At 46.9% G+C, this 25,670-nt stretch carries 21 protein-coding genes and 1 tRNA gene; 14 read left to right on the forward strand and 8 right to left on the reverse strand.

Going from position 1 to position 25,670, the window contains the following annotated elements; genetic code table 11:
• Positions 1-29 precede the first annotated feature (29 nt).
• A complete protein-coding gene (locus tag B5F25_RS02200; protein WP_022040353.1) occupies positions 30-1,562 on the forward strand; it encodes a peptide MFS transporter in 1,533 nt (510 codons plus the stop codon).
• Positions 1,563-1,605: 43 nt separating this feature from the next.
• Entirely contained in the window at positions 1,606-1,776 is a 171-nt protein-coding gene (locus B5F25_RS21485; protein WP_158098100.1) for a hypothetical protein, read from the forward strand.
• Between the two features lie 312 nt (positions 1,777-2,088).
• On the opposite strand, the gene B5F25_RS02205 is transcribed toward B5F25_RS21485, so the two are convergent.
• Positions 2,089-2,775 carry a DUF4369 domain-containing protein gene (locus B5F25_RS02205; protein WP_087211400.1) on the reverse strand — a complete coding sequence of 229 codons (687 nt, stop codon included), beginning with the start codon at positions 2,773-2,775 and terminating at the stop codon, positions 2,089-2,091.
• A 192-nt stretch (positions 2,776-2,967) separates the two neighbouring features.
• Here B5F25_RS02205 and B5F25_RS02210 point away from each other — a divergent pair, with 192 nt between their 5' ends.
• Both B5F25_RS02210 and B5F25_RS02215 read left to right on the forward strand, forming a co-directional pair.
• Positions 2,968-5,133, forward strand: a complete 2,166-nt coding sequence (locus tag B5F25_RS02210) for a S46 family peptidase (protein WP_087247315.1) — start codon at positions 2,968-2,970, stop codon at positions 5,131-5,133.
• A gap of 112 nt (positions 5,134-5,245) precedes the next feature.
• Positions 5,246-7,408, forward strand: coding sequence for a S46 family peptidase (locus B5F25_RS02215; RefSeq protein WP_087247317.1), 2,163 nt, complete (start codon positions 5,246-5,248; stop codon positions 7,406-7,408).
• A gap of 82 nt (positions 7,409-7,490) precedes the next feature.
• On the opposite strand, the gene B5F25_RS02220 is transcribed toward B5F25_RS02215, so the two are convergent.
• Together B5F25_RS02220 and B5F25_RS02225 are read right to left on the reverse strand one after the other, a co-directional pair.
• The gene (locus B5F25_RS02220; RefSeq protein ID WP_022041157.1) at positions 7,491-7,835 is read right to left on the reverse strand and encodes a hypothetical protein; all 345 of its coding nucleotides are present in this window, start codon (positions 7,833-7,835) and stop codon (positions 7,491-7,493) included.
• Entirely contained in the window at positions 7,825-8,148 is a 324-nt protein-coding gene (locus B5F25_RS02225) for a septum formation initiator family protein (RefSeq protein WP_022041158.1), read from the reverse strand. Before B5F25_RS02225 ends, B5F25_RS02220 begins: the two co-directional genes overlap by 11 nt.
• Before the next feature lie 133 nt (positions 8,149-8,281).
• On the opposite strand from B5F25_RS02225, the gene B5F25_RS02230 reads away from it, so the two are divergent.
• Positions 8,282-10,090, forward strand: a complete 1,809-nt coding sequence (locus B5F25_RS02230; RefSeq protein WP_087247319.1) for a DNA polymerase III subunit gamma/tau — start codon at positions 8,282-8,284, stop codon at positions 10,088-10,090.
• A gap of 72 nt (positions 10,091-10,162) precedes the next feature.
• Here B5F25_RS02230 and queF read toward each other — a convergent pair whose 3' ends face one another.
• The 3 genes from queF to B5F25_RS02245 all read right to left on the reverse strand — a co-directional run bounded on the left by queF (position 10,163) and on the right by B5F25_RS02245 (position 12,220).
• Positions 10,163-10,618 (reverse strand): preQ(1) synthase, encoded by a 456-nt coding sequence (queF, locus tag B5F25_RS02235; RefSeq protein WP_013617425.1) that lies wholly within the window; start codon positions 10,616-10,618, stop codon positions 10,163-10,165.
• A gap of 138 nt (positions 10,619-10,756) precedes the next feature.
• Positions 10,757-11,425 carry a 7-cyano-7-deazaguanine synthase QueC gene (gene queC / locus B5F25_RS02240; RefSeq protein WP_087247321.1) on the reverse strand — a complete coding sequence of 223 codons (669 nt, stop codon included), beginning with the start codon at positions 11,423-11,425 and terminating at the stop codon, positions 10,757-10,759.
• 108 nt (positions 11,426-11,533) lie between these two features.
• Positions 11,534-12,220 (reverse strand): queuosine precursor transporter, encoded by a 687-nt coding sequence (locus B5F25_RS02245; RefSeq protein WP_087247323.1) that lies wholly within the window; start codon positions 12,218-12,220, stop codon positions 11,534-11,536.
• Between the two features lie 150 nt (positions 12,221-12,370).
• Here B5F25_RS02245 and corA point away from each other — a divergent pair, with 150 nt between their 5' ends.
• Positions 12,371-13,411 (forward strand): magnesium/cobalt transporter CorA, encoded by a 1,041-nt coding sequence (gene corA, locus B5F25_RS02250; RefSeq protein ID WP_013617428.1) that lies wholly within the window; start codon positions 12,371-12,373, stop codon positions 13,409-13,411.
• A 64-nt stretch (positions 13,412-13,475) separates the two neighbouring features.
• Entirely contained in the window at positions 13,476-14,120 is a 645-nt protein-coding gene (gene nth / locus B5F25_RS02255; RefSeq protein WP_087247325.1) for an endonuclease III, read from the forward strand.
• Between the two features lie 442 nt (positions 14,121-14,562).
• Here nth and B5F25_RS02260 read toward each other — a convergent pair whose 3' ends face one another.
• On the reverse strand, positions 14,563-16,050 hold the full coding sequence (locus B5F25_RS02260) for a succinate CoA transferase (protein ID WP_087247327.1): 1,488 nt from the start codon (positions 16,048-16,050) through the stop codon (positions 14,563-14,565).
• A gap of 257 nt (positions 16,051-16,307) precedes the next feature.
• Here B5F25_RS02260 and B5F25_RS02265 point away from each other — a divergent pair.
• The 7 genes from B5F25_RS02265 (at position 16,308) to carB (ending at position 24,294) form a co-directional block, all read left to right on the forward strand.
• Positions 16,308-16,380 (forward strand) — tRNA-Thr (locus B5F25_RS02265).
• A gap of 176 nt (positions 16,381-16,556) precedes the next feature.
• Complete coding sequence (locus B5F25_RS02270) at positions 16,557-18,440, forward strand: amidophosphoribosyltransferase (RefSeq protein WP_022041166.1); 1,884 nt, start codon at positions 16,557-16,559, stop codon at positions 18,438-18,440.
• A 19-nt stretch (positions 18,441-18,459) separates the two neighbouring features.
• On the forward strand, positions 18,460-19,506 hold the full coding sequence (locus tag B5F25_RS02275; RefSeq protein WP_087247329.1) for a glycoside hydrolase family 43 protein: 1,047 nt from the start codon (positions 18,460-18,462) through the stop codon (positions 19,504-19,506).
• A gap of 1 nt (position 19,507) precedes the next feature.
• On the forward strand, positions 19,508-19,687 hold the full coding sequence (locus B5F25_RS02280; RefSeq protein WP_087247331.1) for a hypothetical protein: 180 nt from the start codon (positions 19,508-19,510) through the stop codon (positions 19,685-19,687).
• Positions 19,684-19,851, forward strand: coding sequence for a hypothetical protein (locus B5F25_RS21490; RefSeq protein WP_162614344.1), 168 nt, complete (start codon positions 19,684-19,686; stop codon positions 19,849-19,851). The genes B5F25_RS02280 and B5F25_RS21490 overlap by 4 nt, the downstream gene beginning before the upstream one ends.
• A 6-nt stretch (positions 19,852-19,857) precedes the next feature.
• Positions 19,858-20,934, forward strand: a complete 1,077-nt coding sequence (gene carA, locus B5F25_RS02285) for a glutamine-hydrolyzing carbamoyl-phosphate synthase small subunit (RefSeq protein WP_087211457.1) — start codon at positions 19,858-19,860, stop codon at positions 20,932-20,934.
• A 132-nt stretch (positions 20,935-21,066) separates the two neighbouring features.
• Positions 21,067-24,294 carry a carbamoyl-phosphate synthase (glutamine-hydrolyzing) large subunit gene (gene carB, locus B5F25_RS02290; protein ID WP_022041171.1) on the forward strand — a complete coding sequence of 1,076 codons (3,228 nt, stop codon included), beginning with the start codon at positions 21,067-21,069 and terminating at the stop codon, positions 24,292-24,294.
• Between the two features lie 97 nt (positions 24,295-24,391).
• Here carB and B5F25_RS22340 read toward each other — a convergent pair whose 3' ends face one another.
• Positions 24,392-25,657 (reverse strand): glycerophosphodiester phosphodiesterase family protein, encoded by a 1,266-nt coding sequence (locus tag B5F25_RS22340; RefSeq protein WP_241148339.1) that lies wholly within the window; start codon positions 25,655-25,657, stop codon positions 24,392-24,394.
• Positions 25,658-25,670 lie beyond the last annotated feature (13 nt).

Below are 25,670 nucleotides of genomic sequence, written 5' to 3' on the forward strand. Positions count from 1 at the left end.
TTTTTTATTAATCTAAAATAGTTTTATGTATGTTTGAAGGACAACCTAAAGGTCTTTATGCGCTGGCGCTCGCCAATACGGGCGAACGTTTCGGCTATTACACCATGCTGGCTATCTTCGTTTTGTTCTTGATGGACAATTTCGGCATGTCGCCGAGTACAGCCGGCAACATTTATGCCATGTTTTTGGCTTTAGTTTATTTTTTGCCGTTTATAGGAGGTATTCTTGCCGATAAGTTCGGTTATGGGCGTATGGTGACGGTGGGCGTCATTGCGATGTTTGCCGGTTACGTATTACTTGCCCTGCCGATGGGAAGCAGCACATTGGGGCTGGTGGCGATGTTTGCCGCACTGGTCGTAATCAGTTGCGGTACGGGACTTTTCAAAGGCAACCTGCAGGTGATGGTAGGCAACCTCTACGATGATCCCCAGTATGCCAAGCGGCGCGACTCGGCGTTCAGCATTTTCTATATGGCGATTAATATCGGTGCGCTTTTTGCTCCGACAGCAGCGGTCGAGATTATGAAGTATGCGCAGAACAGCCTGGGTGTAAGTGCGAACGATTCCTATCACTTTGCGTTCGGCGTGGCTTGTGTTTCGCTGATTGTTTCCATGGCTATCTATTACGGGTTCCGTAGCACGTTCCGCCACGTGGAAGGGGGAAGTGTGAAAGAAGCAGGCAAGGGGGCTGCTGCGGCAGAAAAGCACGAGGAGCTTTCGCCGCGTGAGACGAAAGAGCGCATCGTGGCACTGTGTCTGGTATTTGCCGTGGTGATTTTCTTCTGGATGGCATTCCATCAGAACGGTTTGACATTGACTTATTTTGCCAAGCAGTTTACCGCACGCAGCTCGGAAGGATTGGAAAGCATGATGTTCAGCGTATGGAACCTGGTGGCGGTGATATTCATCGTTTATGCCCTGTTCTCGTTTTTCCAGTCGAAAACAGGCAAAGGCAAGCTTGTTTCGTGTGTGGTCATCTTTCTGGCAATGTGCTTCTTGGGTTATCAGTACGTCGCACTTCCTGCAAGCACTCCGGTGGATGCGCCTATCTTCCAGCAGTTCAATCCGTTCTTTGTCGTAGCACTTACGCCTGTATCTATGGCGATATTCGGTTCGTTGGCAGCACGTGGCAAAGAGCCTTCGGCTCCGCGTAAAATCGGTTTGGGTATGTTGGTGGCTGCTTGCGGTTATGTGCTGATGTTGGCTGCTTCGGTCGGTTTGCTTTGTCCTACCGAGCAGGCTCAGGCTATTGAGGCGGGAACCGCTTCGTTTGTATCGCCCAACTGGCTGGTATCGACTTACCTGGTATTGACGTTTGCCGAGTTGCTTCTTTCTCCGATGGGTATTTCGTTCGTGTCGAAAGTGGCTCCTCCTAAGTATAAGGGTATGATGATGGGAGGTTGGTTCGTGGCTACGGCTATCGGTAATTACCTCACTTCGGTGGCTTCTTGGTTATGGGGAGATATGCCGCTTTATGTGGTATGGGGTACGTTGATGGTACTCTGTCTCTTGGCTGCCTTGTTCATCTTCTCGGTGATGAAGCGGTTGGAGAAAGTAGCATAGGAAAAATAAAGCTTCTAAGAAGCTGTTTTGAATTTATCGTGCGATGATTTGGGATGAGTTTTTGAGGCATTTTTGCTTCTGTGATGAGGAAGATAGCGGGCTATCTGACGAAGAACAGGAGCGAAAAGGACCAAAAAATCGCCCAAAGCACACACGAAAACGGATACATCAAGCCAAGAAAAACTTTTTGGAGAAATTCAAAAACAGCTTCTAAGTTTTTAGGCTATTTTTTGATTGACTAGGTTCTAGGTTTTAGGTATTGGATGCCATTTGTAAAACTATTCAGAACCTAGTCATTTAGTATCTGGCTGATGCAAAGGTACGCATCTGAAATTAGCCAATCCGGCGAGTTGAAAAACACACTAGTACTGTGTTTGCTGATGCAGTATATATCCGTAGGCTGATGCAGTTATATTCAATCGCCGATGCAGTTATATTCAACTGCCGATGCAGTTATATTCAACTGCCGATGCAGTATATATTCATTTTTCCGGGGTATGTATTGTATTGGCTGTTTACGTAAAAATCAATTGTCCATATTGCTTTTGGCAATTGAAATGAATTCTTTTATCATAGGGTTTTCTTTGAACGAGGCTGGGGCTTCGTTGATGATGTCTTGCATTACTGGAGTCAATACGGGATAAGGCATGCCGTAACACAGAATGATGAATATTTCCGGTCCCAATACGTTGTCGTAGTTAGTCTGTATGAATGTCTTGGCAAGGCTGTCTATTTGTGTGGCCACCTGGTTGCGTTGCTTCTCTATTTCACGGTGTACTTCTGCAGGGTCTTTTCCATCCAATATCATGCGTGCTTCCAGATGCTCCACTTCATCGGCACGGTCGCTTAGCGAATTACGTTTCAGGATAAATTCGTTGAAGCTGTCGTTTAAGGGAGTTCCTTTCAGTGTAAAGCCGGCATTGTTGATATTGATGTCGATGTTTCCTTTTTCAATGACTACCGGCATGATGCACTTGTCATCCATAAAGAGGGAAGCTACGACCGTAGAGTCGACCTTGCCTTCCATTTTGAAAAGGCCATGTATCACTTCTGCCGAATCGATGCTGACCAGCTTGTCACCTGAAGGGACTTTGATAAAAAGCATTTTACCGTCAAGACTCGAAACAGAAGATACACCTTCTATTTTGTATTTTTTACCGCACGAGGTGCAGAGTATTGTACAACATAGTAGAAACAAATACCATTTATGCATAGATATAAGCCTTATAAGATTTGTGTGGCAAATGTATAACGTTTACTATTTTCATGGAAATAAATTATCAAAAATTAAACTTAATAGAGGATTATTACTGAATGTAGATGCAGGAAACGCTTTTTTCGCTATCTTTGTTCGCTGATTAGAAAAAAGAAAGAAATAATAAACAGTTAAATTGATAACAACGACATGAGAAAACTGAAACTTTTGGCATTCGCACTGATTTGTGCGGTATTTGCGCCGGCGAAAGCCGATGAAGGAATGTGGCTCCTCCAGCTGATGCAGGAGCAGAACCTTGCCGACCGTATGAAGGCACAAGGTTTGAAGATAGGCGTGGATGATATTTATAGTCCGAATCATGTGGCATTGAAAGATGCCGTAGGTATTTTCGGGCGCGGATGTACGGGTGAAATCATTTCGCCCGAAGGCTTGATTCTTACAAATCATCATTGTGGATACGATGCTATCCAGCAGCATAGCTCGGTGGAGCATGATTACCTGACTGATGGGTTTTGGGCGAAAAGCAGTGCTGAAGAACTTCCTACTCCGGGATTGACTTTCAAGTTTGTAGAGCGTATTGTTGATGTGACTGATAAGGTGAACCAGGACATCAAAGACGGGAAGGTGACAGAATTGAATTCGTTTGGTTCGGAATATTTAAAAAAACTGGCCGATGAAGAACTGAAGAAGAGTGACCTGAAAGGCAAACCCGGCATCACGGCACAGGCACTTCCTTTTTATCAAGGTAATAAATTTTACTTGTTCTTCATCAAGACTTATAGCGATGTGCGTATGGTGGCAGCTCCTCCTTCGTCTATCGGTAAGTTCGGGGGTGAAACGGATAACTGGATGTGGCCCCGCCATACGGGCGACTTCTCGATGTTCCGTATCTATGCCGACAAGAACGGGGATCCTGCGCCTTATAGTGCCGAAAATGTGCCTTTAAAGGTAAAGAAGCATCTTGCCATCTCGTTGAGAGGATTGCAGGAAGGCGACTATGCCATGATTATGGGATTTCCCGGAAGCACCAGCCGCTATCTGACCCAAAGCGAGGTGAAGCTCCGTATGGACGGAACCAATACACCGCGCATTCAGGTGCGCGAGGCACGTCAGGAAGTGTTGCGCAAGGAAATGGCAGCAAGTGATAAGGTACGTATCCAGTATGCCAGCAAGTTTGCTTCTTCCAGCAACTATTGGAAAAATTCGATTGGAATGAATAAGGCTATCGTCGACAACCGTGTGTTGGAAACCAAGGCAGAGCAGGAAGCCAACTTCGCTAAGTTTGCCAAGGAAAAGAACAATGCCGATTATGCTTCGGTAGTAGGAAAAATCGATGAGTATGTGACTCGGGTGACTCCGCTTGCCAAACAGCTGACTTATTTCACCGAAACTTTCCGTTCTGGTATCGAGTTTGGCGCTACTTACCTGATTTTCGATAACCTGAAAACTGCACTCGAAAAGAATAAGAAGAAAGACATTGAGAAAGCGCTCGAACAACTGAAAGAAGGATATGCCAACGTGCACAATAAGGATTATGACCACGAGGTAGACCGCAAGGTGGCTAAGGTTCTGATTCCGCTTTATGCAAAGAGCGTTCCGGCAGATGCGCTTCCCGCTTTCTATGAAACGATTAAGACGAAATATAACGGTGATTACAATGCTTATATTGACGCGTTGTATGATACCAGCATTTTCTCGAATCAGAAGAACTTTGATGCGTTCGTGGCTAATCCGACACTGGAAGCCATCAATACGGACTTGGCTGTCCAGTATTCGACCGCCAAGAACGAGATGATGAAAAAATTGTATGAAGCATACGACAAGGCTTGTGGTGATATCGACTTGTTGCACAAGACTTATGTGCGCGGCTTGTGCGAGATGTATGCTCCTACGCCGAAAGCTCCGGATGCCAACTTCACCATTCGTCTGACTTACGGTAATGTGAAATCGTATGACCCGAAGGATGGCGTACATTATAAATATTATACTACGTTGAAGGGTGTAATGGAGAAAGAAGACCCCAATAATCCGGAATTTGTTGTACCGGCGAAGCTGAAAGAACTTTACGCTACGAAGAATTACGGACGCTATGCTTTGCCCAACGGGGAGATGCCGACTTGTTTCCTGACTACAAACGACATTACGGGCGGTAACTCCGGTTCACCGGTGATGAACGGTAACGGTGAGTTGATTGGCGCTGCATTCGACGGCAACTGGGAGTCGCTTTCGGGTGATATCAATTTCGATAACAACCTTCAGCGTTGCATTGCCGTAGATATCCGCTATGTATTGTTTATCGTGGAAAAATTGGGCGGATGCAAGAACCTGATTGATGAAATGACGATTGTAGAATAAGTGATATATTTTAGATGAAACGCAGATTAACGCAGATTTCCGCGGATTGATAAAGAATTAAAATAATCTGCGTAAATTTGCGTTAATCTGCGTTTTTCAATGAATAAGCATTATGAGAAAATCCCTATTGATAACATTTTTTTCCGCTTGCTTTTTGGTTTCTCATGCCGATGAAGGCATGTGGATGCTGACCGACCTGAAGAAACAGAATGCGGCGGTGATGCAAGATTTGGGACTGGACATCAGCATTGATAAGGTGTATTGTCCTGAGGGCATCAGCCTGAAAGATGCGGTGGTTCACTTTGGCGGAGGCTGTACGGGCGAAGTAGTATCGGCGGAAGGGCTGGTGCTTACCAATCACCATTGCGGGTACAGTTATATCCAGCAACACAGTTCTGTAGAACACGATTACCTGACCGATGGATTTTGGGCGAAGACATACGCCGAAGAGCTTCCTTGCGAAGGGCTGACCGTGACTTTTATCGACCGCATCCTTGATGTGACCGATTATGTATTGGAACAATTAAAGAAAGACGAAGACCCCGAAGGGCTGAATTATCTTTCGCCTTCCTATCTGGAGAAAGTGGCGGTTCGGTTTGCCAAGAAAGAAAAGATAAAGACCGATGACTTTACGGTACTCGAACTGAAACCGTTTTATGGTGCCAATAAGTATTATCTGTTCGTCAAGACCGTTTATAAGGACATCCGTATGGTAGGTGCTCCTCCTTCGTCTATCGGAAAGTTTGGTGCTGATACCGATAATTGGATGTGGCCACGCCATTGCGGAGATTTTTCTATCTTCCGCATTTATGCCTCGAAAGACGGGAAGCCGGCTTTGTATTCTTCCGAGAATGTGCCTCTTAAGGTGAAGAAGCATCTGACTATCAATGCCGGCGGCATCAAGGAAGGTGACTTCACGTTTGTGATGGGATTTCCCGGACGCAATTGGCGTTACATGATTAGCGATGAGGTGGAAGAGCGTATGAGTACCACGAACTTTATGCGCGATACCGTGCGGGGCGTGCGGCTTCGGGTATTGGGCGAAGAAATGGCAAAGGATGCCAAAACCCGCATCCAGTATGCGGCTAAGTATGCTTCGTCTGCCAACTATTGGAAGAACGCCATTGGCATGAACGAAGGGCTGGTGCGCCTCAAAGTGCTCGACCGCAAGAAAGCAGAGCAAGAGCGTTTGCTGGCATACGGGCGTGAGACGGGAAACGATGCCTATCAGCAAGCCTACGATGCCATTAAGCAGATTGTAGCCAAACGTCATGATGCCGTTTATCACCAGCAAGCCATTTATGAGGCGTTGATGTTGGGGACGGAATTTTCGAAAGTGCCTGATACAGACGGTTTGTTGAAAGCTTTGGAGAATGGAAAGAAGAAAGAGATAGACGAAGCGGTATCTGCCTTGCGGACAGAGGGAGCGAAGTTCTTCAATAAGGATTACAGTCCCGAAGTGGACCGGAAAGTATCGAAGCAATTGATTGCCCTTTATGCACGGTTGGTTCCTGCGGCTCAGCATATCGGTATCTTTGAGGTGGTAAACGAGCGGTTCGGAGGGAATACCGATGCCTTTGTAGATGCTTGTTTTGATAGTTCAATCTTCAGCACTACCGAAGCATTGGAAGCATTCCTGGCGCATCCCTGTGCGGATAAGTTGAAGAATGACCTGATGGTGCAATATGCCCGTTCGGTAAAGGAAGGTTATCGGAAGACAGGCGAGGAGATGAAAGCCGAAACCAATGCCTATAACCGTGCGCACAAGACGTGGGTGGCAGGTATGCTGGCGTTGAAGCAAAAGGAAGGGAAAGCTATCTATCCGGATGCCAACTCTACGTTGCGCCTGACGTACGGCAAGATAGGCTCGTATGAACCTGCGGATGGAGAAGAGTATCTGTATTACACCACGCTGAAAGGGGTGATGGAAAAAGAAGATCCGGACAATCCTGAATTTATTGTGCCCGATAAGCTGAAGGAATTATATCGCACGAAAGATTTCGGTCCGTATGCCATGTCCGACGGACGTATGCCGGTTTGCTTTGTGACAGCTACCGATAATACTGGAGGCAATTCTGGTTCACCGGTGTTCAATGCTCAAGGCGAACTGATAGGTATCGGTTTCGACCGAAACTATGAAGGGCTGACGGGGGATATCGCTTATAACCCGCAGCTTCAGCGCGCCGCTTGTGTGGACATCCGCTACGTGTTGTTCATCATCGACAAGTATGCGGGCATCCAAAGGCTGATAGATGAAATGACGATTGTTCGTTGAGTATAATTTGAATGGCACATAGACAGTGTGAAAAAATGTCTGTGTGCCATTCTTGTTTTGTATAGGAAAGGTAGAACGTATGTTATTGTTTTTCTTTTTGCTCTTCCTGAGGAATGCGGAATGCCGTGTAGAGCTCTAGTATGGCAGCAATGGTAAGACACAATATCCATTCGTTACGGTGCCAAAGTATCATCATAACTCCGGCTAGTACCAGTAGAGCAGCTCCCAGCATCTGCTGGCGGCGCAGACGGCGGATGATAAGATTTGCCCCTTCGTATCTGTCTGTTACTTGTACATAGGCGAAAAGTATAGCTCCTACGAGGTATACGTAAGGTGCCCATACTGCTTGGGTAATTTGGATAATAGCGCCTCCTAATAGCAGGATGGCTCCGATAACGGATATTGTCGGATAGTATTTATTTGTCATTGTTTTTGTCCAAGTCTTCTTCGAAGATGTAAATATCTTCATTGGGTTTCTTCATCAGGTATTTCTCGCGTGCCACCTTTTCCAACATCTCAGGGTTTGAGGTTAATTCTTTCAGTTCCTCACTGCTTTTTTCATACTGATTACGGTAATGCTTGATTTCACGTTTCAGTTCGTATATCTCACGTTTGTGCTTTACACGCTGAATCAGGCTGTTTTCTTCATCCAGCACGCCGATAATCAAGAGGAATGCCAGGATGGTAATCAGATATTTGTGGCGGCGGATATAGTTCCACACAGCTTTCAGTTTACTCATATCGGATACTTTTTTGCTCAGATAACGGTACAAAGATAAAAAGATTTCGTGGCAAGTCCTTAAGAAAAACCGAGATTTTATGTACTTTTGTGCTATCGAATAAAATTATCGTATCATTAACAGCACCGGAAGTATGGAGAATTATATCGTATCGGCACGAAAATACCGTCCTTCGACCTTCGACACCGTTGTAGGTCAAAAGGCACTGACCACTACTTTGAAAAACGCGATAGCCAATCATAAACTGGCGCACGCCTATTTGTTCTGTGGACCGCGAGGAGTAGGGAAGACTACATGTGCCCGTATTTTTGCCAAAACCATCAATTGTCTTCATCCTACTTCCGAGGGCGAGGCATGTAATACATGCGAATCGTGTGTGGCTTTCAACGAGCAGCGTTCTTATAACATCCATGAACTGGATGCGGCATCAAACAACTCGGTGGAAGACATCCGCTCGCTTATCGAGCAGGTACGCATCCCGCCTCAGGTGGGCAAGTACAAGGTGTACATCATCGACGAGGTGCACATGCTTTCGCAAGCAGCATTCAACGCTTTCCTCAAAACGCTGGAAGAGCCTCCCCGGCATGCAATCTTTATTCTTGCTACGACCGAGAAGCACAAGATACTTCCTACTATCCTGAGCCGGTGCCAGATATACGATTTCAACCGTATCAGCGTGAACGATATGGTGGAGCATCTGGAGGGCGTGGCCTTGAAAGAGCATATAGAAGCGGAACCCGAGGCACTTACGGTTATTGCCCAAAAAGCGGACGGAGGAATGCGTGACGCATTGTCTATCTTCGACCAGGTGGCAAGCTTCACCAACGGACACATCACTTACCGGAGTGTCATCGAAAACCTGAATGTGCTGGATTACGAATATTATTTTAAACTGACAGATTTCATTCTGGAGAACAAAGTGCCCGATTGCCTTCTTACATTCAACGATGTATTGCAGAAAGGATTTGACGGCAACCATTTCATCACCGGACTGGCTTCGCATTTCCGCGACCTGCTGGTGAGTCATGACTCTGCTACTTTGCCTTTGCTGGAAGTCGGGGCTTCTATCCGTGAAAGATATTTGAAACAGGCTCAGAAATGTACGGCATCCTTCCTTTTCAAGGCGATGAAGCTTTGCAATGATTGTGACTTGAACTATCGGGTGAGCAAAAACAAGCGGTTGTTGATAGAACTGACCTTGATTCAGCTGGCACAACTGGGCGGACCGGATGAGGAAAGTGAGGGGCGTAGCCCTAAGCAGACCTTAAAACCCGTATTCAATCAATCCCAGCCGGTCCAATCGTCTCGTCCGGCAGCGCAAGTTCAGCCTTCAACAGTATCTGAGTCTGAGGCAATTTATCCCCAGACGGTTTCTTCCCAACCGGTTGCCGCACCTGTTGGTCCGGTTATGCACGCAAATCCGCTTCCCAAGCAAGAGGCGGGAAAAAAGATTCCGGTGGTAAAGGCTGGGAGTATGGGGATTTCTATCCGTCGTCCACATGTCGCACAAAAGCAAGATACGGTGAGATCGACTGATGTGTCGACCTCTTCTTCCGAAGACAAGGATTATGAAGATTACCTCATTACGGAAAGAGATCTGAATGTTTATTGGAACGAATTTGCTGTGAATCTTCCGAAAGAAGAGGCGGCAAATGCAGCACGCATGCGCAATATTCATCCACATTTGCTGGAAGACGGTGTGACGTTTGAAGTAGTTGTGGATAACGAAATGGTGCAGAAGTATATGACCAATCTGGGGGCAGGTATTGAGGCGCATTTGCGCAACAAACTTCATAATCGGAAAATTAAGATGAAAGTACGTGTGAGTGCTCCCAATGAAAATGTGCGTGCCTATAGTCATCTGGAACGCTTCCAAATGATGAGCAAGAAAAACCCCGACCTCCTGAAACTGAAAGAGGAACTGGGGCTGGAACTTGCCTGACAGGTAATGATTATACTTTAGTAAGTCAGTCGTATCACATATGTTCGTTTGAGGAGGCTTTGGACAATGTGTCTAAATATCGTGATTTCTCATCCGGTATTCCGCCAGTTCTTCGTACTTTGTGCCGGGGCGCCCATAATTGCAATACGGGTAGATGGAGATGCCCCCACGGGGTGTGAAGATGCCCGTTACCTCGATGTACTTCGGATCCATCAGGCGGATAAGGTCTTTCATGATGATGTTTACACAATCCTCATGGAAGTCTCCGTGATTTCGGAAGCTGAAGAGGTATAGTTTCAAGCTTTTGCTTTCCACCATTTTCATGTCGGGCAGATAGCTGATGCGTATTTCCGCAAAGTCGGGCTGCCCTGTAATGGGGCATAGACTGGTAAACTCCGGACAATTAAACCGTACCCAATAGTCGTTTTCGGGATGCTTGTTAGTAAACGCCTCCAACACTTCGGGGGCATAATCTTGCTTGTAAGCGGTGGTCTTTCCCAAGATAGTCAATTCGTCTTTTCTTTCCATGATTTTTTAATTTGCTAATGTGCTAATAAATAATGTGCTAATAAATAATGAGCTAATAAACAATGTGGCAATAAACAATGAAATAATACGCTAATTCATTAGCACATTAGCACATTAGCACATTATTACATTGGCACATTATTTATTATCACATTGTTTATTTTCCAAGTACTTTTCCAATCCTTCCCGGCGGAGTTTACAGGCGGGACAATGTCCGCATCCGTCTCCAGGTATTCCATTATAACACGTCAGGGTCTCGTGGCGTACCAGGTCGAGCACTCCCAGTTCGTCTGCCAAAGCCCAGGTCTCTGCCTTGTCTATCCACATCAGTGGGGTATGGATGACGAACTGCTCGTCCATGGCAAGGTTAAGCGTGACGTTGAGCGATTTGATAAATGAATCGCGGCAATCGGGATAACCGCTGAAGTCGGTTTGCGATACACCTGTCACCAGGTGGCTGATGCCCCGTTCGCGTGCATATACGGCGGCAATGCTCAAGAAAAACAGGTTGCGCCCCGGTACGAAAGTGTTCGGGTAGTTGCCTTCGGGCTTTTCTTCGTCCATCGGAATGGAAAGGTCGGTAAGCGAGTTTTTACCCAAATGCCCGATAAACGATACGTCCATCACATCGAAATGTACTTCTGCCTTACGGGCGATTTCGCGTGCCAAGTCCACTTCCTTTACATGTTTCTGCCCGTAAAGGAAAGTCAGTGCATATACTTCCTTGAAATGTTTTTTTGCCCAAAACAAGCAAGTGGTGGAGTCTTGTCCGCCACTGAATACGACTAATGCTTTGTTTTTATCCATTGTTTTTGTTATCTTAGGTACTAGGTGACTAGGTTCTAGTTTTTTAATACCAAATACTAAGACTATTTAAAACCTAGTACCTAGTTATCTAGTCACCTGGTCCCTGATTTATAGTTCGTTAATTTTAAGAATATTGTAAGATATGTTCTCGTCGTAGGTGTCCGTTCCGTCAATGTGCTTGATGTAACGTACGACACGGACAGTAACGGGGAGTACAATGATTTCGTACATCGTCTTCAGCGCTACTTGCACCAGCATCATTTTGCCCAGCTCGGGAAGCGGCATCAGTCCGCCGAATGCTAAGGGGAAGAAGATAAGCGAATCGGCACTTTCGCCATATACCGTAGAGAGGATGGCACGCGCCGAGAAATGTTTTCCTTGTGAAGACAGCTTCATACGGCTCATCACGTAGGCATTGATAAACGAGCCTGCCAGAAAAGCCAGCAAGCTTGCCGCGGCAATGCGGGGAGCCATGCCAAATACAAAATTGAATCCCGCTTCACCTTCCCAAAACGGGGCAGCGGGCAATGCTACGGCAAGCTGGCCCAAGGCAACGGTCATGAAATTCATAAGGAATCCCATCCAGATGATGAGACGAGCCTTACGGAAGCCCCACACTTCGGCTATGCAATCATTGATAATGTATGAGACGGGAAAAACAATCAGCCCGGCAGTAACCGCTATCGGTCCCAACTGCACGACTTTGGTTTCTAATAGATTTGCCGCTACGAGGCATACACAAAACACGATGCCCAAAACCATAAAAGGCACCGATACGAGATTTTCTTTTTTCATCGCTCCTGTTTTTTACGTGGTTGTCCTAGAATACACGGAAGATGTTTCGGCAAAGAAACATCCTCATCTTTTTATCGGGCGCAAAGTTACGGATAATTTGTCGGATTAGCAAGAAAACCCTATATTTGTACACTTTCTATAGGCAAGATTATGGCAAAGAACAATCTTTTGACGGAAGAACTGAACTATATCGGAGGAAGCAAGACCCCGACGCACCTGCACTTGTGTACGTATGGACCAGCCGGAGCGGAAAACCATGACGGTGACACCATAGAAGACATATTGCCTTATTTCAAGGCGGGCTCCATGCACTGGATTCAGATACATGGGCTGAAGGATACGGAAGAAATACAGAAGGTATGCCGGCATTTCGGCATTGGGTTCCTTACCGAGCAGGATATTCTCAATTCGCTTCATCTCACCAAGATTGAAGCACACGAAGACTATAATGTCGTAATCCTGAAACTGCTTTCCGCTACAGGTGAGGACGAATATCTTCCCCAACAGCTTTGCCTGGTGCAAGGCGAAGATTACCTGCTCACTTTTACGGAAAACGATACCGATTTTTTCGATGAAATCTATACGGCGATAGAAAATGACGTGTTGAAAATCCGTACCCGCTCGTCAGACTTTCTGCTGAGCGTGATTCTGAATAGTGTGATGACCAGTTTCATGTCCATCATTTCGGATATGGAAGACAAGCTGGAAGACTTGGAAGAGCGCTTGCTCACGCCCGGTGTGATGGACCCAACAATCGGCGACCTGCACGTGTTTCGGCGTAATTATCGCCTGATAAAGAAATGCATCTTCCCGCTGAAGGAACAAATCGCCAAACTTCTTCATCCTGAAGATACCCGGTTGCTGCATAAGGCGAGCCGCCCGTTCTTCAACGATGTAAACGACCACCTGCAATTTGTCCTGCAAACATTGGAAGGATGCCGTGACCTGCTCGGTGCGCTGGTCGATATGATTCTTTCCAGCAACGACCGGCACATGAACAACATCATGCGCCAGCTCACCGTGGTGTCTACCATCTTTATTCCGCTGACTTTTCTCGCCGGCATCTGGGGGATGAACTTCCGCGTCATGCCCGAACTGGACTGGAAATACGGATACCTCTATGCTTGGGGACTGATGTTGCTCATCGCCATCGGTGTATGCGTGTACTTTAAGCGGAAGAAATGGTATTAAAAGCCGGAGAGATTGCGATTTGCCTCAACGGCACTTTTTATATAAAAATGGGAACGAAAGAAAAATGAGAAAAAAAGAACTTTACGACCGGGTAATCGCTTATTTCGAGCAGGCGATGCCCGTGGCAGAAACCGAATTGCATTACGAAGACCCTTTCCAGTTGCTTGTAGCCGTTATCTTAAGCGCACAATGCACCGACAAGCGGGTCAATATGATTACTCCGGCATTGTTCCGTGATTTTCCTACGGCAGAAGCTATGGCTGCCACCACTTCCGATGTGGTTTACGAATATATCCGGAGCGTGAGCTATCCCAACAACAAGGCGAAGCATCTGGTAGGAATGGCACAGATGCTGGTGCGTGATTATGGAGGGCAGGTGCCCGATACGCTGGAAGAACTGGTGAAGCTTCCCGGAGTAGGACGGAAGACAGCGAATGTCATCCAAAGCGTGGTGTTCCATAAAGCCGCCATGGCAGTCGATACCCACGTGTTCCGTGTGAGCCACCGCATCGGGCTGGTGCCCGGCACCTGCACTACTCCGCTTGCTACCGAAAAGCATCTTACCCGTTATATTCCTGAAGCCTTGATACCCAAGGCACACCATTGGCTTATCCTGCACGGACGGTACGTGTGTACGGCACGCAATCCGAAATGCGACAAATGCGGATTGAACGGCATCTGCCAGGCATCGCTGAAAGCAAAGATTTGATTGAAATATTCACCACAGAAGCTTTTGGACATGGATTTGTGCATTTCCTGCATGTTACACACCTTCTACATTTGATGGCATATACAAGAGTAAGACGGTAAGGAACATTTATTTTTGCATACAGCTCGTATCTTTGTTTCAGCAGGCATACTTTTACGTTCTTGATATCAAAACCGTACGGTTTTGAATTGGAAACCGTACGTTCTCGATATGGAAACCGTACGGTTTTCATATGGAAACCATAAATGGAAGCCGTCTGAAACGATCATGTAATCCAAATGTGGAAACAACTGTTCCGGGGAGAAATCAGAAACTCACCACAGAGGGTACAGGGGAAAATCTATTTTTCTCAATTTACGAAGTACGATTCCATATCAAAATAGTAAATAGTAAATTGCCCAATCGTAAATTAAAAACCCCTGCGTCCTCTGTGGTGAACAAATCATACGTATTTCGTGTTCCGCATATCACCTGTTTCGGCAAATGCCAGATGCATCTGAAAGGCGTTACGGAGCGACATCGGGGTATGACAATGCCCTTCTGAAAGTTTCAGGTAATCCCAAAGCAGTTCTTTATAGTCGGGATGCGCGCAATTCTCGATGATGAGACGTGCCCGTTGAAGCGGTGATTTTCCTCTCAAGTCTGCTACTCCCTGTTCGGTCACAAGGATGCGTACATCGTGTTCGGTACTGTCTACGTGCGATACTTGAGGTACGATGGACGAGATAAGACCGCCTTTCGCCGTAGAAGGGGTGGTAAAGATAGACAGGTAGGCATTACGTGCAAAGTCGCCCGAGCCTCCGATGCCGTTCATCATCTTGCTTCCCGACACATGAGTGCTGTTTACATTGCCGAAGATGTCAGCTTCAAGTGCTGTATTGACCGCAATGATACCTAACCGGCGGATGACTTCAGGGTGGTTGGTGATTTCTTGCGGACGGAGCAGGACGCGGTCTTTCATTTCACCGATGTGTTCGTAAAGCAGGTCCAACTTATCGTCCGAGAGTGTAAGCGAGCTGCCTGCCACAAAACGGATGCGCTCTTCCAGCATCAGGTCGATAACGGAGTTCTGTATCACTTCGGTGTACATCGAAAAGGCAGGCAAGTGCGGGTCGCCACCCAAAGCGCCCAATACGGCATTGGCAATGTTTCCTACGCCCGATTGCAAGGGAAGAAATTCTTTGGGAATCGCTCCCTGACGATATTCCTTTACCAAAAAGTCTGCTACGTTTTGTCCGATTTGGCGTGTGGTTTCGTTCAGAGGAGTGAAGGCGGCTATCTGGTCACGTTCGTTTGTCAACACCACTCCAACCACTTTCTTGGGGTCTACTTTCACGCTGATGCTTCCGGTACGGTCGTTTACCTTATAGATAGGGATTTCACGGCGGTAAGGCGGATTGTCGAGCACAAAGATGTCGTGCATTCCCGTCAATTTGCCCGCATGAGCCTCGTTCAATTCGATAATGATTTTGTCTGCCACACATGTCAGGGTGGGCGAAATGCCTACCGAGGTGCTCAGAATGAGGTCGCCTTCAGGGGTAATGCCGGAAGCTTCGATGATAGCCACATCGATTTTCCCCAAGAATCCGTAGCGCACGTCTTGTCCGATTTGCGAAAGGTGAAGATCGAAATATTGCACCTCGCCGCTATTGATGGCATTCCGCATTTCCTTGTTCGACTGGAAAGGAGTGCGGAAAGCAACGGCATGTGCTTCGGTCAGGGCACTGTCCACCTGATTTCCTGTTGCCCCTCCGGTAATAAGTCCTATTTTAAACGGTTTTCCTTCATTGTGTAATGTTTCTGCATGCTTTGCCAATGCAGCGGGGACTGCTTTCGGTGTACCTACTGACGAGAATCCTCCGATGCCGACCGTCTGTCCGTCGATGATAAGCGCTGCAGCTTCTTCTGCTGATAAAATTGGATATTTCATGGATGCTGTTATTTATTAGTGCCACAAAAATAGATGTTTTCTGATTAAATAGCAAAAGTTTTGTTTATGTATATGACAAAATATTGAATAAGTTGCTTGTGTATGTAATATAATGATATTTTTATGCATTGTTCTCTGTGTAGGTGAATGTTGTCTTATAAACGTTTTTTTGTGGATAATTGAAAAAAAACTGCCGATTTCTTTTGTAGGTTCAAAGAAAGCCGTATCTTTGCATCGCTTTTCAGAAAAAGCCATAAGCCGAAATAACTCAGTTGGTAGAGTAACTCATTCGTAATGAGTAAGTCGCGGGTTCGAGTCCCGCTTTCGGCTCGAAGATTCACATTGTGGGTCTTTTTTTATGCCCGAACTTTTATAATTAAAAAGAGAATGTATAAGTTTTATTTTTACATAAAAAATTAGCATATGTACATGAATACCTGAACTTACCGATTCGGTAATTCAGGTATTTTTTTTATCTTAACGGCGACTAAACGAAAACGAGCAATATGGAACCACTTAAACACGAATGCGGAGTAGCGATGATACGGTTGCTTAAACCGTTGGAATATTATCAAGAGAAATACGGAACATGGATGTATGGGCTCAACAAGTTGTATCTGTTGATGGAAAAGCAGCACAACCGCGGGCAGGAAGGTGCCGGACTGGCGTGTGTAAAGCTTCAGGCAAATCCGGGAGAGGAATACATGTTCCGTGAAAGAGGGTTAGGGTCGGGAGCGATTACCGAAATATTCGGAACGGTGCACGGTTATTTCAAAGAGCTTACTCCCGAACAGATGGCAGATGCGGAATATGCCAAGCAATGCCTGCCTTTTGCCGGCGAGCTTTATATGGGGCATCTGCGTTACTCTACCACAGGCAAAAGTGGCATTTCGTATGTGCATCCCTTTTTGCGGCGCAATAATTGGCGGGCAAAGAACCTTGCCTTGTGCGGCAATTTCAACTTGACGAATGTCGATGAGATATTTGCCGACATTACAGCCGCGGGTCAGCATCCGCGCAAGTATGCCGATACGTATATCATGCTGGAACAGGTGGGGCACCGGCTCGACCGCGAAGTGGAACGCCTTTATAATGAATGTAAGGCGGAAGGGCTGGAAGGAATGGACATTACGCATACGATTGAAGACCGTATTGACATTACCAATGTGTTGAAGACTTCTACTCCGAAGTGGGATGGAGGATATGTGATATGCGGGCTGACGGGAAGCGGTGAAGCGTTTGCCGTGCGTGACCCGTGGGGCATCCGTCCGGGATTCTGGTATATGGATGATGAGATTATGGTACTTGCATCCGAGCGGCCGGTCATTCAGACGGTACTGAATGTGCCTGCAGACAGCATCAACGAACTTTTGCCCGGGCAGGCTATCTGGGTGAACAAGAAGGGGCAGATGCGTCTGGAGCAAATCAATGAGCCGAAGAAGAAGAAGGCTTGTTCGTTCGAACGCATTTACTTCAGCCGGGGAAGCGATATGGATATCTACCGCGAACGGAAACTCTTGGGGCAGAAACTGGTGGATCCGATTCTGAAAGTAATCGATTACGATGTGGTGCATACCGTATTTTCTTTTATTCCGAATACGGCGGAGGTGGCATTCTATGGCATGTTGGAAGGTTTCGACAATTACCTGAACCAGCTCAAGGTGCAGCGCATCGAGGCATTGGGGCATAAGCCCAGCCATACGGAACTGGAACAAATCCTGTCGCAACGCATCCGGAGCGAAAAGGTAGCTATCAAGGATATCAAGTTGCGTACATTTATCGCCGAAGGCAATACGCGGAACGATCTTGCCGCCCATGTATATGATGTAACGTATGGAAGTCTGGTCCCCTATGCCGATAACCTGGTGATAATCGACGATAGCATCGTGCGGGGAACTACGCTGAAGCAGAGCATTATTAGTATTCTCGACCGTTTGCATCCGAAAAAGATTGTCATTGTGTCATCTTCGCCCCAAGTGCGTTATCCCGACTATTACGGCATTGATATGGCAAGTATGGAGCAGTTCATTGCTTTCCGTGCCGCTATTGCCTTGTTGGAGGACAGGGGGATGCGTCGCGTTATCGAAGATGCATACCGTAAGTCGAAAGAGCAAGTGGGCTTGCCTAAAGAAGACATGGTGAATTATGTGAAAGAAATCTATGCACCATTTACCGATGAGGAAATCTCACGCAAGATGGTGGAACTTCTTACCCCTGTGGGTACACAGGCAAAAGTGGAAATCGTTTACCAGACGCTCGATGGCTTGCACGAGGCTTGTCCCGACCATGAAGGAGACTGGTACTTCAGCGGTGACTATCCTACTCCAGGGGGCGTGAAACTGGTCAACAAGGCATTTATTGATTACATTGAACAAATATACCAATTTTAACTTCTATATATAATAAGGTATGAGAAGATTTTTCTTGGCTTCGGTTGCAGCTTTGGCTCTTGCCGGAGGACATGCGCAAAATGTGCAGAAAGGCGATTACGGGTATCTGTATTGCCACATGAGCGGACGCGGGGAATGGACGGCATACGCCTTGAGCCGCGACGGACTGAACTATCACGACCTGTTGGACGGAGGTCCCGTGTATGATGTGCAGAAGCTTTCGCCTATTGAGGGAGGCGCGCGCGATGCTTTTATCTGCCGCACTTCGGACGGGAAAGGTTATCTGATGGTTACTACTGACATGTGTGTCGGAAAGAGCAAGCAATGGTTTAACTATGGCATCAACCTGCTCCGTAGCGATGATTTGATTCATTGGACTTCTACTACCTTCGACTTCCGCAAGGGACCGGATATTTTCTGCGATCCCGATTCACCGGATGTGTATAAGGATTATGCCGGCATCAAGCGGGTATGGGCACCTCAAATCTTTTGGGACCCTGCTTATGTATGGCCCGACGGAACCAAAGGAGGATACATGATTTATTATTCCTTGCTCAATCCTGCCGAGGATAAGTACGACCGGGTATTTTATTCGTACGCTGATGCTTCGTTCACCCGATTGACCAAGCCTCGTGTGCTGGTCGACTGGGGTTATGCTACCATTGATGCTGACATCAACTATGTGCCTGCCGGCGGGCTTTACCACATGCTTATCAAGAAAGAGGGAGGCACACCGGGCATCTTTGCCGCTACTTCTGACAAACTGACCGGACCTTATAAGATAAAGGATGAAAACGATTATGTGAAGTTCGAGGGCAACAAGAAGTGCGAAGGCTGCTCGGCATTCCAGCTGGTGGGCGATTCTACGTGGCGCGTAGCCTACATCGAGTATTCGTCCAATCCCAAGCGGTACCGCATTTGCCAGGCTGATGAATATCTTCAGAATTTCCATTCGCCCGTTACCCTTGAAGGTGTAGCCCATCCTCAGCATGGTTCGTTTATGCGGCTTACGAAAGAGGAATACGAACGCCTTCAGAAATGGTCGGATGAACAAATGAAAAAGTGATATGGAAGAGAAAAACAAATCGAAATTTGATGCAGGGTATGGTTTGGCAGTAGGGCTGATGCTGGGAGTGGCAATCGGTGTTTGCCTTGATAACATAGCCTTATGGATGCCCTTAGGCTTACTCGTTGGCATTACTATTGATTGCGGTTTGAAAGGAAAGAAAGATAATAAAAAGCAATGAGTGAACAAAAGGACAAAAATTATCTTTGGCTTGTATTTATAGCTTTAGGTATGGGTATTGCAATAATAGCGGATAATTTGCTGATAGGCCTTTGTTTAGTTGCTATAGGAATTTATCTTTATACTAAGAATAAGAAAAAACACAAAACAATAAAGACGAATTAGATTAGAATGAGAAACGTGACGTTAATCCTTGACGACGGGAGCCGGTTTCACGGCAAGTCGTTCGGTTATGAGAAGCCGGTAGCGGGTGAAGTGGTGTTTAATACGGCGATGACCGGATATCCGGAAAGCCTGACAGACCCTTCGTATGCAGGTCAGCTGATGACGTTGACTTATCCGCTGGTAGGAAACTACGGGGTGCCTCCGTTCACATTCGAGGCGAACGGTTTGCCTACTTTTATGGAGAGTGAAAAAATACATGCTGAGGCGATTATCGTGAGTGATTATAGCGAGCGGTATAGCCACTGGAATGCTGTGGAGAGCTTGGCAGACTGGTTGAAGCGTGAGCAGATTCCCGGTATCACAGGCATTGACACACGCGAACTTACGAAGGTGTTGCGTGAGCACGGTGTGATGATGGGAAAGATTGTGTTCGATGATGAACCGGACAACGTTCCCGAAGCGCAATACGCCGGAGTGAACTATGTGGATAAAGTATCGTGTAAAGACGTGATTCGCTATAACGAGGGTAACGGGCGCAAGAAGGTAGTGTTGGTGGATTGTGGGGTGAAGTCCAATATCATCCGTTGTCTGCTCAAGCGTGGTGTGGAGGTTATCCGTGTGCCTTGGGATTACGACTTTAACGGACTGGACTTTGACGGGCTTTTTATTTCCAACGGACCGGGCGACCCTGATACGTGCGATGCGGCTGTGCAGAACATCCGCAAAGCGATGCAGAACGAAAAACTTCCCATTTTCGGTATCTGTATGGGTAATCAGTTGCTTTCGAAGGCAGGAGGTGCAAAAATATATAAGTTAAAGTACGGTCATCGGAGCCATAACCAGCCGGTACGTATGGTAGGGACGGAGCGTTGTTTCATCACTTCGCAGAATCACGGATATGCGGTGGACAATAATACCTTGGGAGCCGATTGGGAACCGCTTTTCATCAACATGAACGATGGCTCGAACGAAGGAATCCGCCACAAATGCAATCCTTGGTTCTCGGCTCAGTTTCATCCGGAAGCAGCCAGCGGGCCTACAGATACGGAATTCCTTTTCGATGAGTTCGTGAAACTGCTCTGAGATTTAGGATAAAACGCGGATTAACGCAGATTTCCGCGGATTATTTTAATAAAAAATTTAATCTGCGTGAATCTGCGCTAATCTGCGTTTCAAAAAAGGAATAAGAACTAACAACTAATTATAGAAATATCAATGAAAGATAACATAAAGAAAGTATTGTTGCTGGGTTCCGGCGCATTGAAGATCGGTGAAGCTGGCGAATTTGATTATTCCGGTTCGCAGGCACTGAAGGCTCTTAAGGAAGAAGGTATCGAAACGGTGCTTATCAATCCCAATATCGCTACGGTGCAGACTTCGGAAGGTGTGGCTGATAAAATTTATTTCCTTCCTGTCACTCCTTATTTTGTGGAGAAAGTCATCGATAAGGAACGTCCGGATGGGGTGTTGCTCTCGTTTGGCGGACAAACGGCATTGAATTGCGGTGTCGCTCTCTATCAGGGAGGTGTGTTCGAGAAATACGGTGTGCAGGTATTGGGTACTCCCGTACAGGCCATTATGGATACGGAAGACCGCGAACTCTTTGTGAAGAAGCTGGATGAAATCAACGTGAAGACCATCAAGAGCGAGGCTTGCGAGAATATTGAGCAGGCACGCCAGGCGGCACGCGACTTGGGCTATCCGGTTATTATCCGTGCAGCATACGCCTTGGGAGGTCTTGGTTCAGGCTTTTGCGATAACGAAGAAGAACTGAATGTGCTGGCGGAAAAAGCATTTTCCTTCTCTCCGCAGGTTTTGGTGGAAAAGAGCCTGAAAGGATGGAAAGAAGTGGAATACGAGGTAGTGCGTGACCGGTTCGACAATTGCATCACGGTCTGCAATATGGAAAACTTCGACCCGCTGGGCATTCATACGGGTGAAAGTATCGTCATTGCTCCGAGCCAGACGCTGACCAACAGTGAATACCATAAGCTGCGCGAGCTTGCCATCCGTATCATCCGTCACATCGGTATCGTGGGCGAATGTAATGTGCAATATGCTTTCGACCCTGAATCGGAAGACTATCGTGTGATTGAGGTAAATGCCCGTCTGAGCCGTTCCTCTGCACTGGCATCGAAGGCAACAGGGTATCCGCTGGCATTTGTAGCTGCCAAGTTGGGATTGGGCTATGGACTGTTCGACCTGAAGAACTCAGTGACCAAGACCACATCGGCATTTTTCGAACCTGCACTCGACTATGTGGTATGTAAGATTCCGCGCTGGGACTTGGGCAAGTTCCACGGTGTAGACCGTGAGTTAGGCTCTTCGATGAAGTCGGTAGGCGAGGTTATGGCTATCGGACGTACGTTTGAGGAAGCGATTCAGAAAGGCCTTCGTATGATAGGGCAGGGCATGCACGGTTTTGTAGAAAACAAAGAACTGGTCATTGCCGATATCGACAAGGCATTGCGCGAACCTACCGACAAGCGTATCTTTGTTATTTCGAAGGCGATGCGTGCCGGTTATACCGTTGACCAAATCCACGATCTGACCAAGATAGACAAATGGTTCCTTTACAAACTGGAGAACATTATGCAGACCTCCAAAGAACTGCACGAATGGGGGAACAATCATATACAGCTTTCCGAACTTCCGAAAGAATTGCTTTATAAAGCCAAACGTCAGGGATTTTCCGATTTTCAGGTGGCACGTGCCATCGGTTATCAAGGTGAGATGGAAGACGGCATTCTTGCCGTGCGTGCGTATCGTAAAGCCATCGGTGTACTTCCGGTCGTAAAACAGATTGATACCCTTGCCGCTGAATATCCTGCACAGACCAACTATCTGTATCTGACGTATAGCGGTGTGGCAAACGATGTGCATTACTTGGGCGACCACAAGAGTATTGTGGTGCTTGGTTCAGGAGCTTACCGTATCGGTTCATCGGTGGAATTTGACTGGTGCGGCGTGCAGGCATTGAATACCATCCGCGAGGAAGGTTATCGTTCGGTAATGATTAACTATAATCCCGAAACGGTTTCTACCGACTATGATATGTGCGATCGTCTCTATTTCGACGAACTGACATTTGAACGCGTAATGGATATTCTTGACTTGGAAAATCCGCATGGAGTCATTGTTTCGACTGGCGGTCAGATTCCAAACAATCTTGCCATGCGCCTCGATGCACAAAAAGTGAATATTCTGGGAACATCCGCCAAGAGTATCGACAATGCTGAAGACCGCGATAAGTTCTCGGCTATGCTCGACCGCATCGGTGTAGACCAGCCCGAATGGAGCGCATTGACTTCGATGGATGATATCAACGCCTTTATTCAGAAAGTCGGTTTCCCGGTATTGGTACGTCCGTCGTATGTACTTTCAGGAGCAGCTATGAATGTTTGTTCCAACCAAGACGAACTGGAACGTTTCTTGCAGCTTGCCGCCAATGTATCGAAAAAACATCCGGTAGTAGTGAGCCAGTTCATCGAACATGCCAAGGAAGTGGAAATGGACGCCGTGGCTCAGAACGGTGAGATTATCGTTTATGCAATTTCCGAACATATTGAGTTTGCCGGTGTGCATTCGGGAGATGCTACCATTCAGTTCCCTCCCCAAAAACTGTATGTAGAGACTGTGCGCCGTATCAAGCGCATTTCCCGTCAGATTGCCAAGGAACTGAACATTTCCGGACCGTTCAATATCCAATTCCTTGCCCGCGACAATGACATTAAGGTAATTGAGTGTAACCTCCGTGCTTCCCGTTCGTTCCCGTTCGTGAGCAAGGTGCTCAAGATAAACTTCATTGAACTTGCCACTAAGGTGATGCTCGGTCTTCCGGTAGAGAAACCCGAAAAGAACCTCTTCGAACTGGATTATGTAGGCATCAAGGCGAGCCAGTTCTCGTTTAACCGCTTGCAGAAAGCCGACCCTGTATTGGGCGTGGATATGGCATCTACGGGCGAAGTCGGTTGTTTGGGTGATGATACTTCATGCGCCATCCTGAAAGCGATGCTTTCGGTGGGATATCGTATCCCTGAAAAGAATATTCTGCTTTCTACGGGTAGCACCAAGCAGAAGGTGGATATGCTTCAGGCATCGCGTGCATTGAAAGCGAAAGGCTATAATCTCTATGCTACTGGCGGTACTTCGAAGTTCCTCACCGAGAACGGCATTGAGAATACCCGTGTGTACTGGCCCAGCGAAGAAGGACATCCGCAGGCACTTGAGATGCTTCACAAGAAAGAAATCGATATGGTGGTAAATATTCCGCGTGACTTGTCGGTAGGTGAACTTACCAATGGTTACAAGATTCGGCGTGCGGCTATTGACTTGAATATCCCGTTGATAACAAATGCCCGTCTGGCAAGTGCGTTTATCAATGCATTTTGCTCGATGAGCATTGATGACATTGCCATCAAGAGTTGGGACGAGTATAAATAAAGGTCGATTTTTCAGATAGAAAAAGAGGCTGTATCAAAATAAAAATTAGTTTTCATTTTGATACAGCCTCTTTCTTGTGTATAAGTGAAATCGTCTTTTATTCGGCAAGCACTTTCTGAAAAAGTTCAGGCTGGTCCAGGTTGACCAAATCGGGCTCTTTTTCTATTGCGGTGCGATAGGCTTCTTCGGTACCGTTCTGGATAGCCGCCATAATGCGGATGCCGTTAGCCTTGCAGAACGCCTTGAATTCCGGTGTGATTTGTTCGGGATTGATTTCTACGTACGATGGGCGGCATACCGTCATCCAATATTGCAGGCGGGCGATGTCATCCGCATTTACTTTGATTTTCATTTCCGGAGCAAGGCGGACAAACTCTTTCAGCATTCCTTCATCGGCGAACCAGAAGAAACTGTTCGTGGCGAATCCTTTCAGGCGGACCAGTCTTACGAGATCTTTTACGGGCGTGCCGCGTTTCACATCGAAGAATGCATTTGCTTTTCCGTAGAGTGAATCGAGCATTTCCGAGATGCGAGGGATACGTGTGCCGGCATATTCTTTTCCAAACCAACTTCCTGCGTCTAATTTGTCCACTTCGTCAGAATTCATATCGGCTAATGCGCCTTGCCCGTTGGTGGTGCGGTCGAGGGTCTCGTCGTGCAGGTTATACAGCACTCCGTCTTTGCTTTTCCGTACATCCAGCTCTATCCACGTGGCACCGTGTTCCAAAGCTGCGTATGCCGAAGCCACCGTGTTTTCGGGTGCCAAATGGTTGGCGCCCCGGTGTACCACTACCTCTATCGGGTCCTTGTATGTAACAGAAGGATGCTCTACCTGCCAGTTTACGTTCAGCGGATTGTTCTGCATCTTCCATATCAAGGGCAGGGACTCATTATCCAATATCCATATTTCTGCTCCTTCGGTTTGGTCTATGCAATAGATGAGCGGGCATTCCAAGGCTTCTCCTTTTTTGTTTCCTTTCTTGTAAACCGTCTGGTTATAGTGAAATGTCCCGGTCGTCTTCAGTTCCTTGTAGGCTTGGCGTGAGAGCATGTAGGCGGTTTCGTTTATGCCTAACAGGCGGTTTTCTTTATCTACGGGCTGGAGGAAGCATAATGTGTTTCCCGCTTCTTGCGATGCGGGAGCCATCAGGTAGCTTCCTTTTTGCCAATGCAGGTTCCGCAAGATGCGCCAGTCTATGCGCAACGTGTCGTTCTTTTCGCGGAATGACATTTCGTATTTGCGGGTCTGTCCGTGGAGTTTGAACACGAACAGTAATGTATCGGGCAGGGCGGTTTGCGCGCATATACTTCCGGTGCAGCATGCACCTATAATCAATAAGGAGAGAAGATATATCTTTTTCATGATGCAACTATAT

The organism is Bacteroides sp. An19, assembly GCF_002160215.1.
GTDB classification, from domain to species: domain Bacteria; phylum Bacteroidota; class Bacteroidia; order Bacteroidales; family Bacteroidaceae; genus Phocaeicola; species Phocaeicola intestinalis.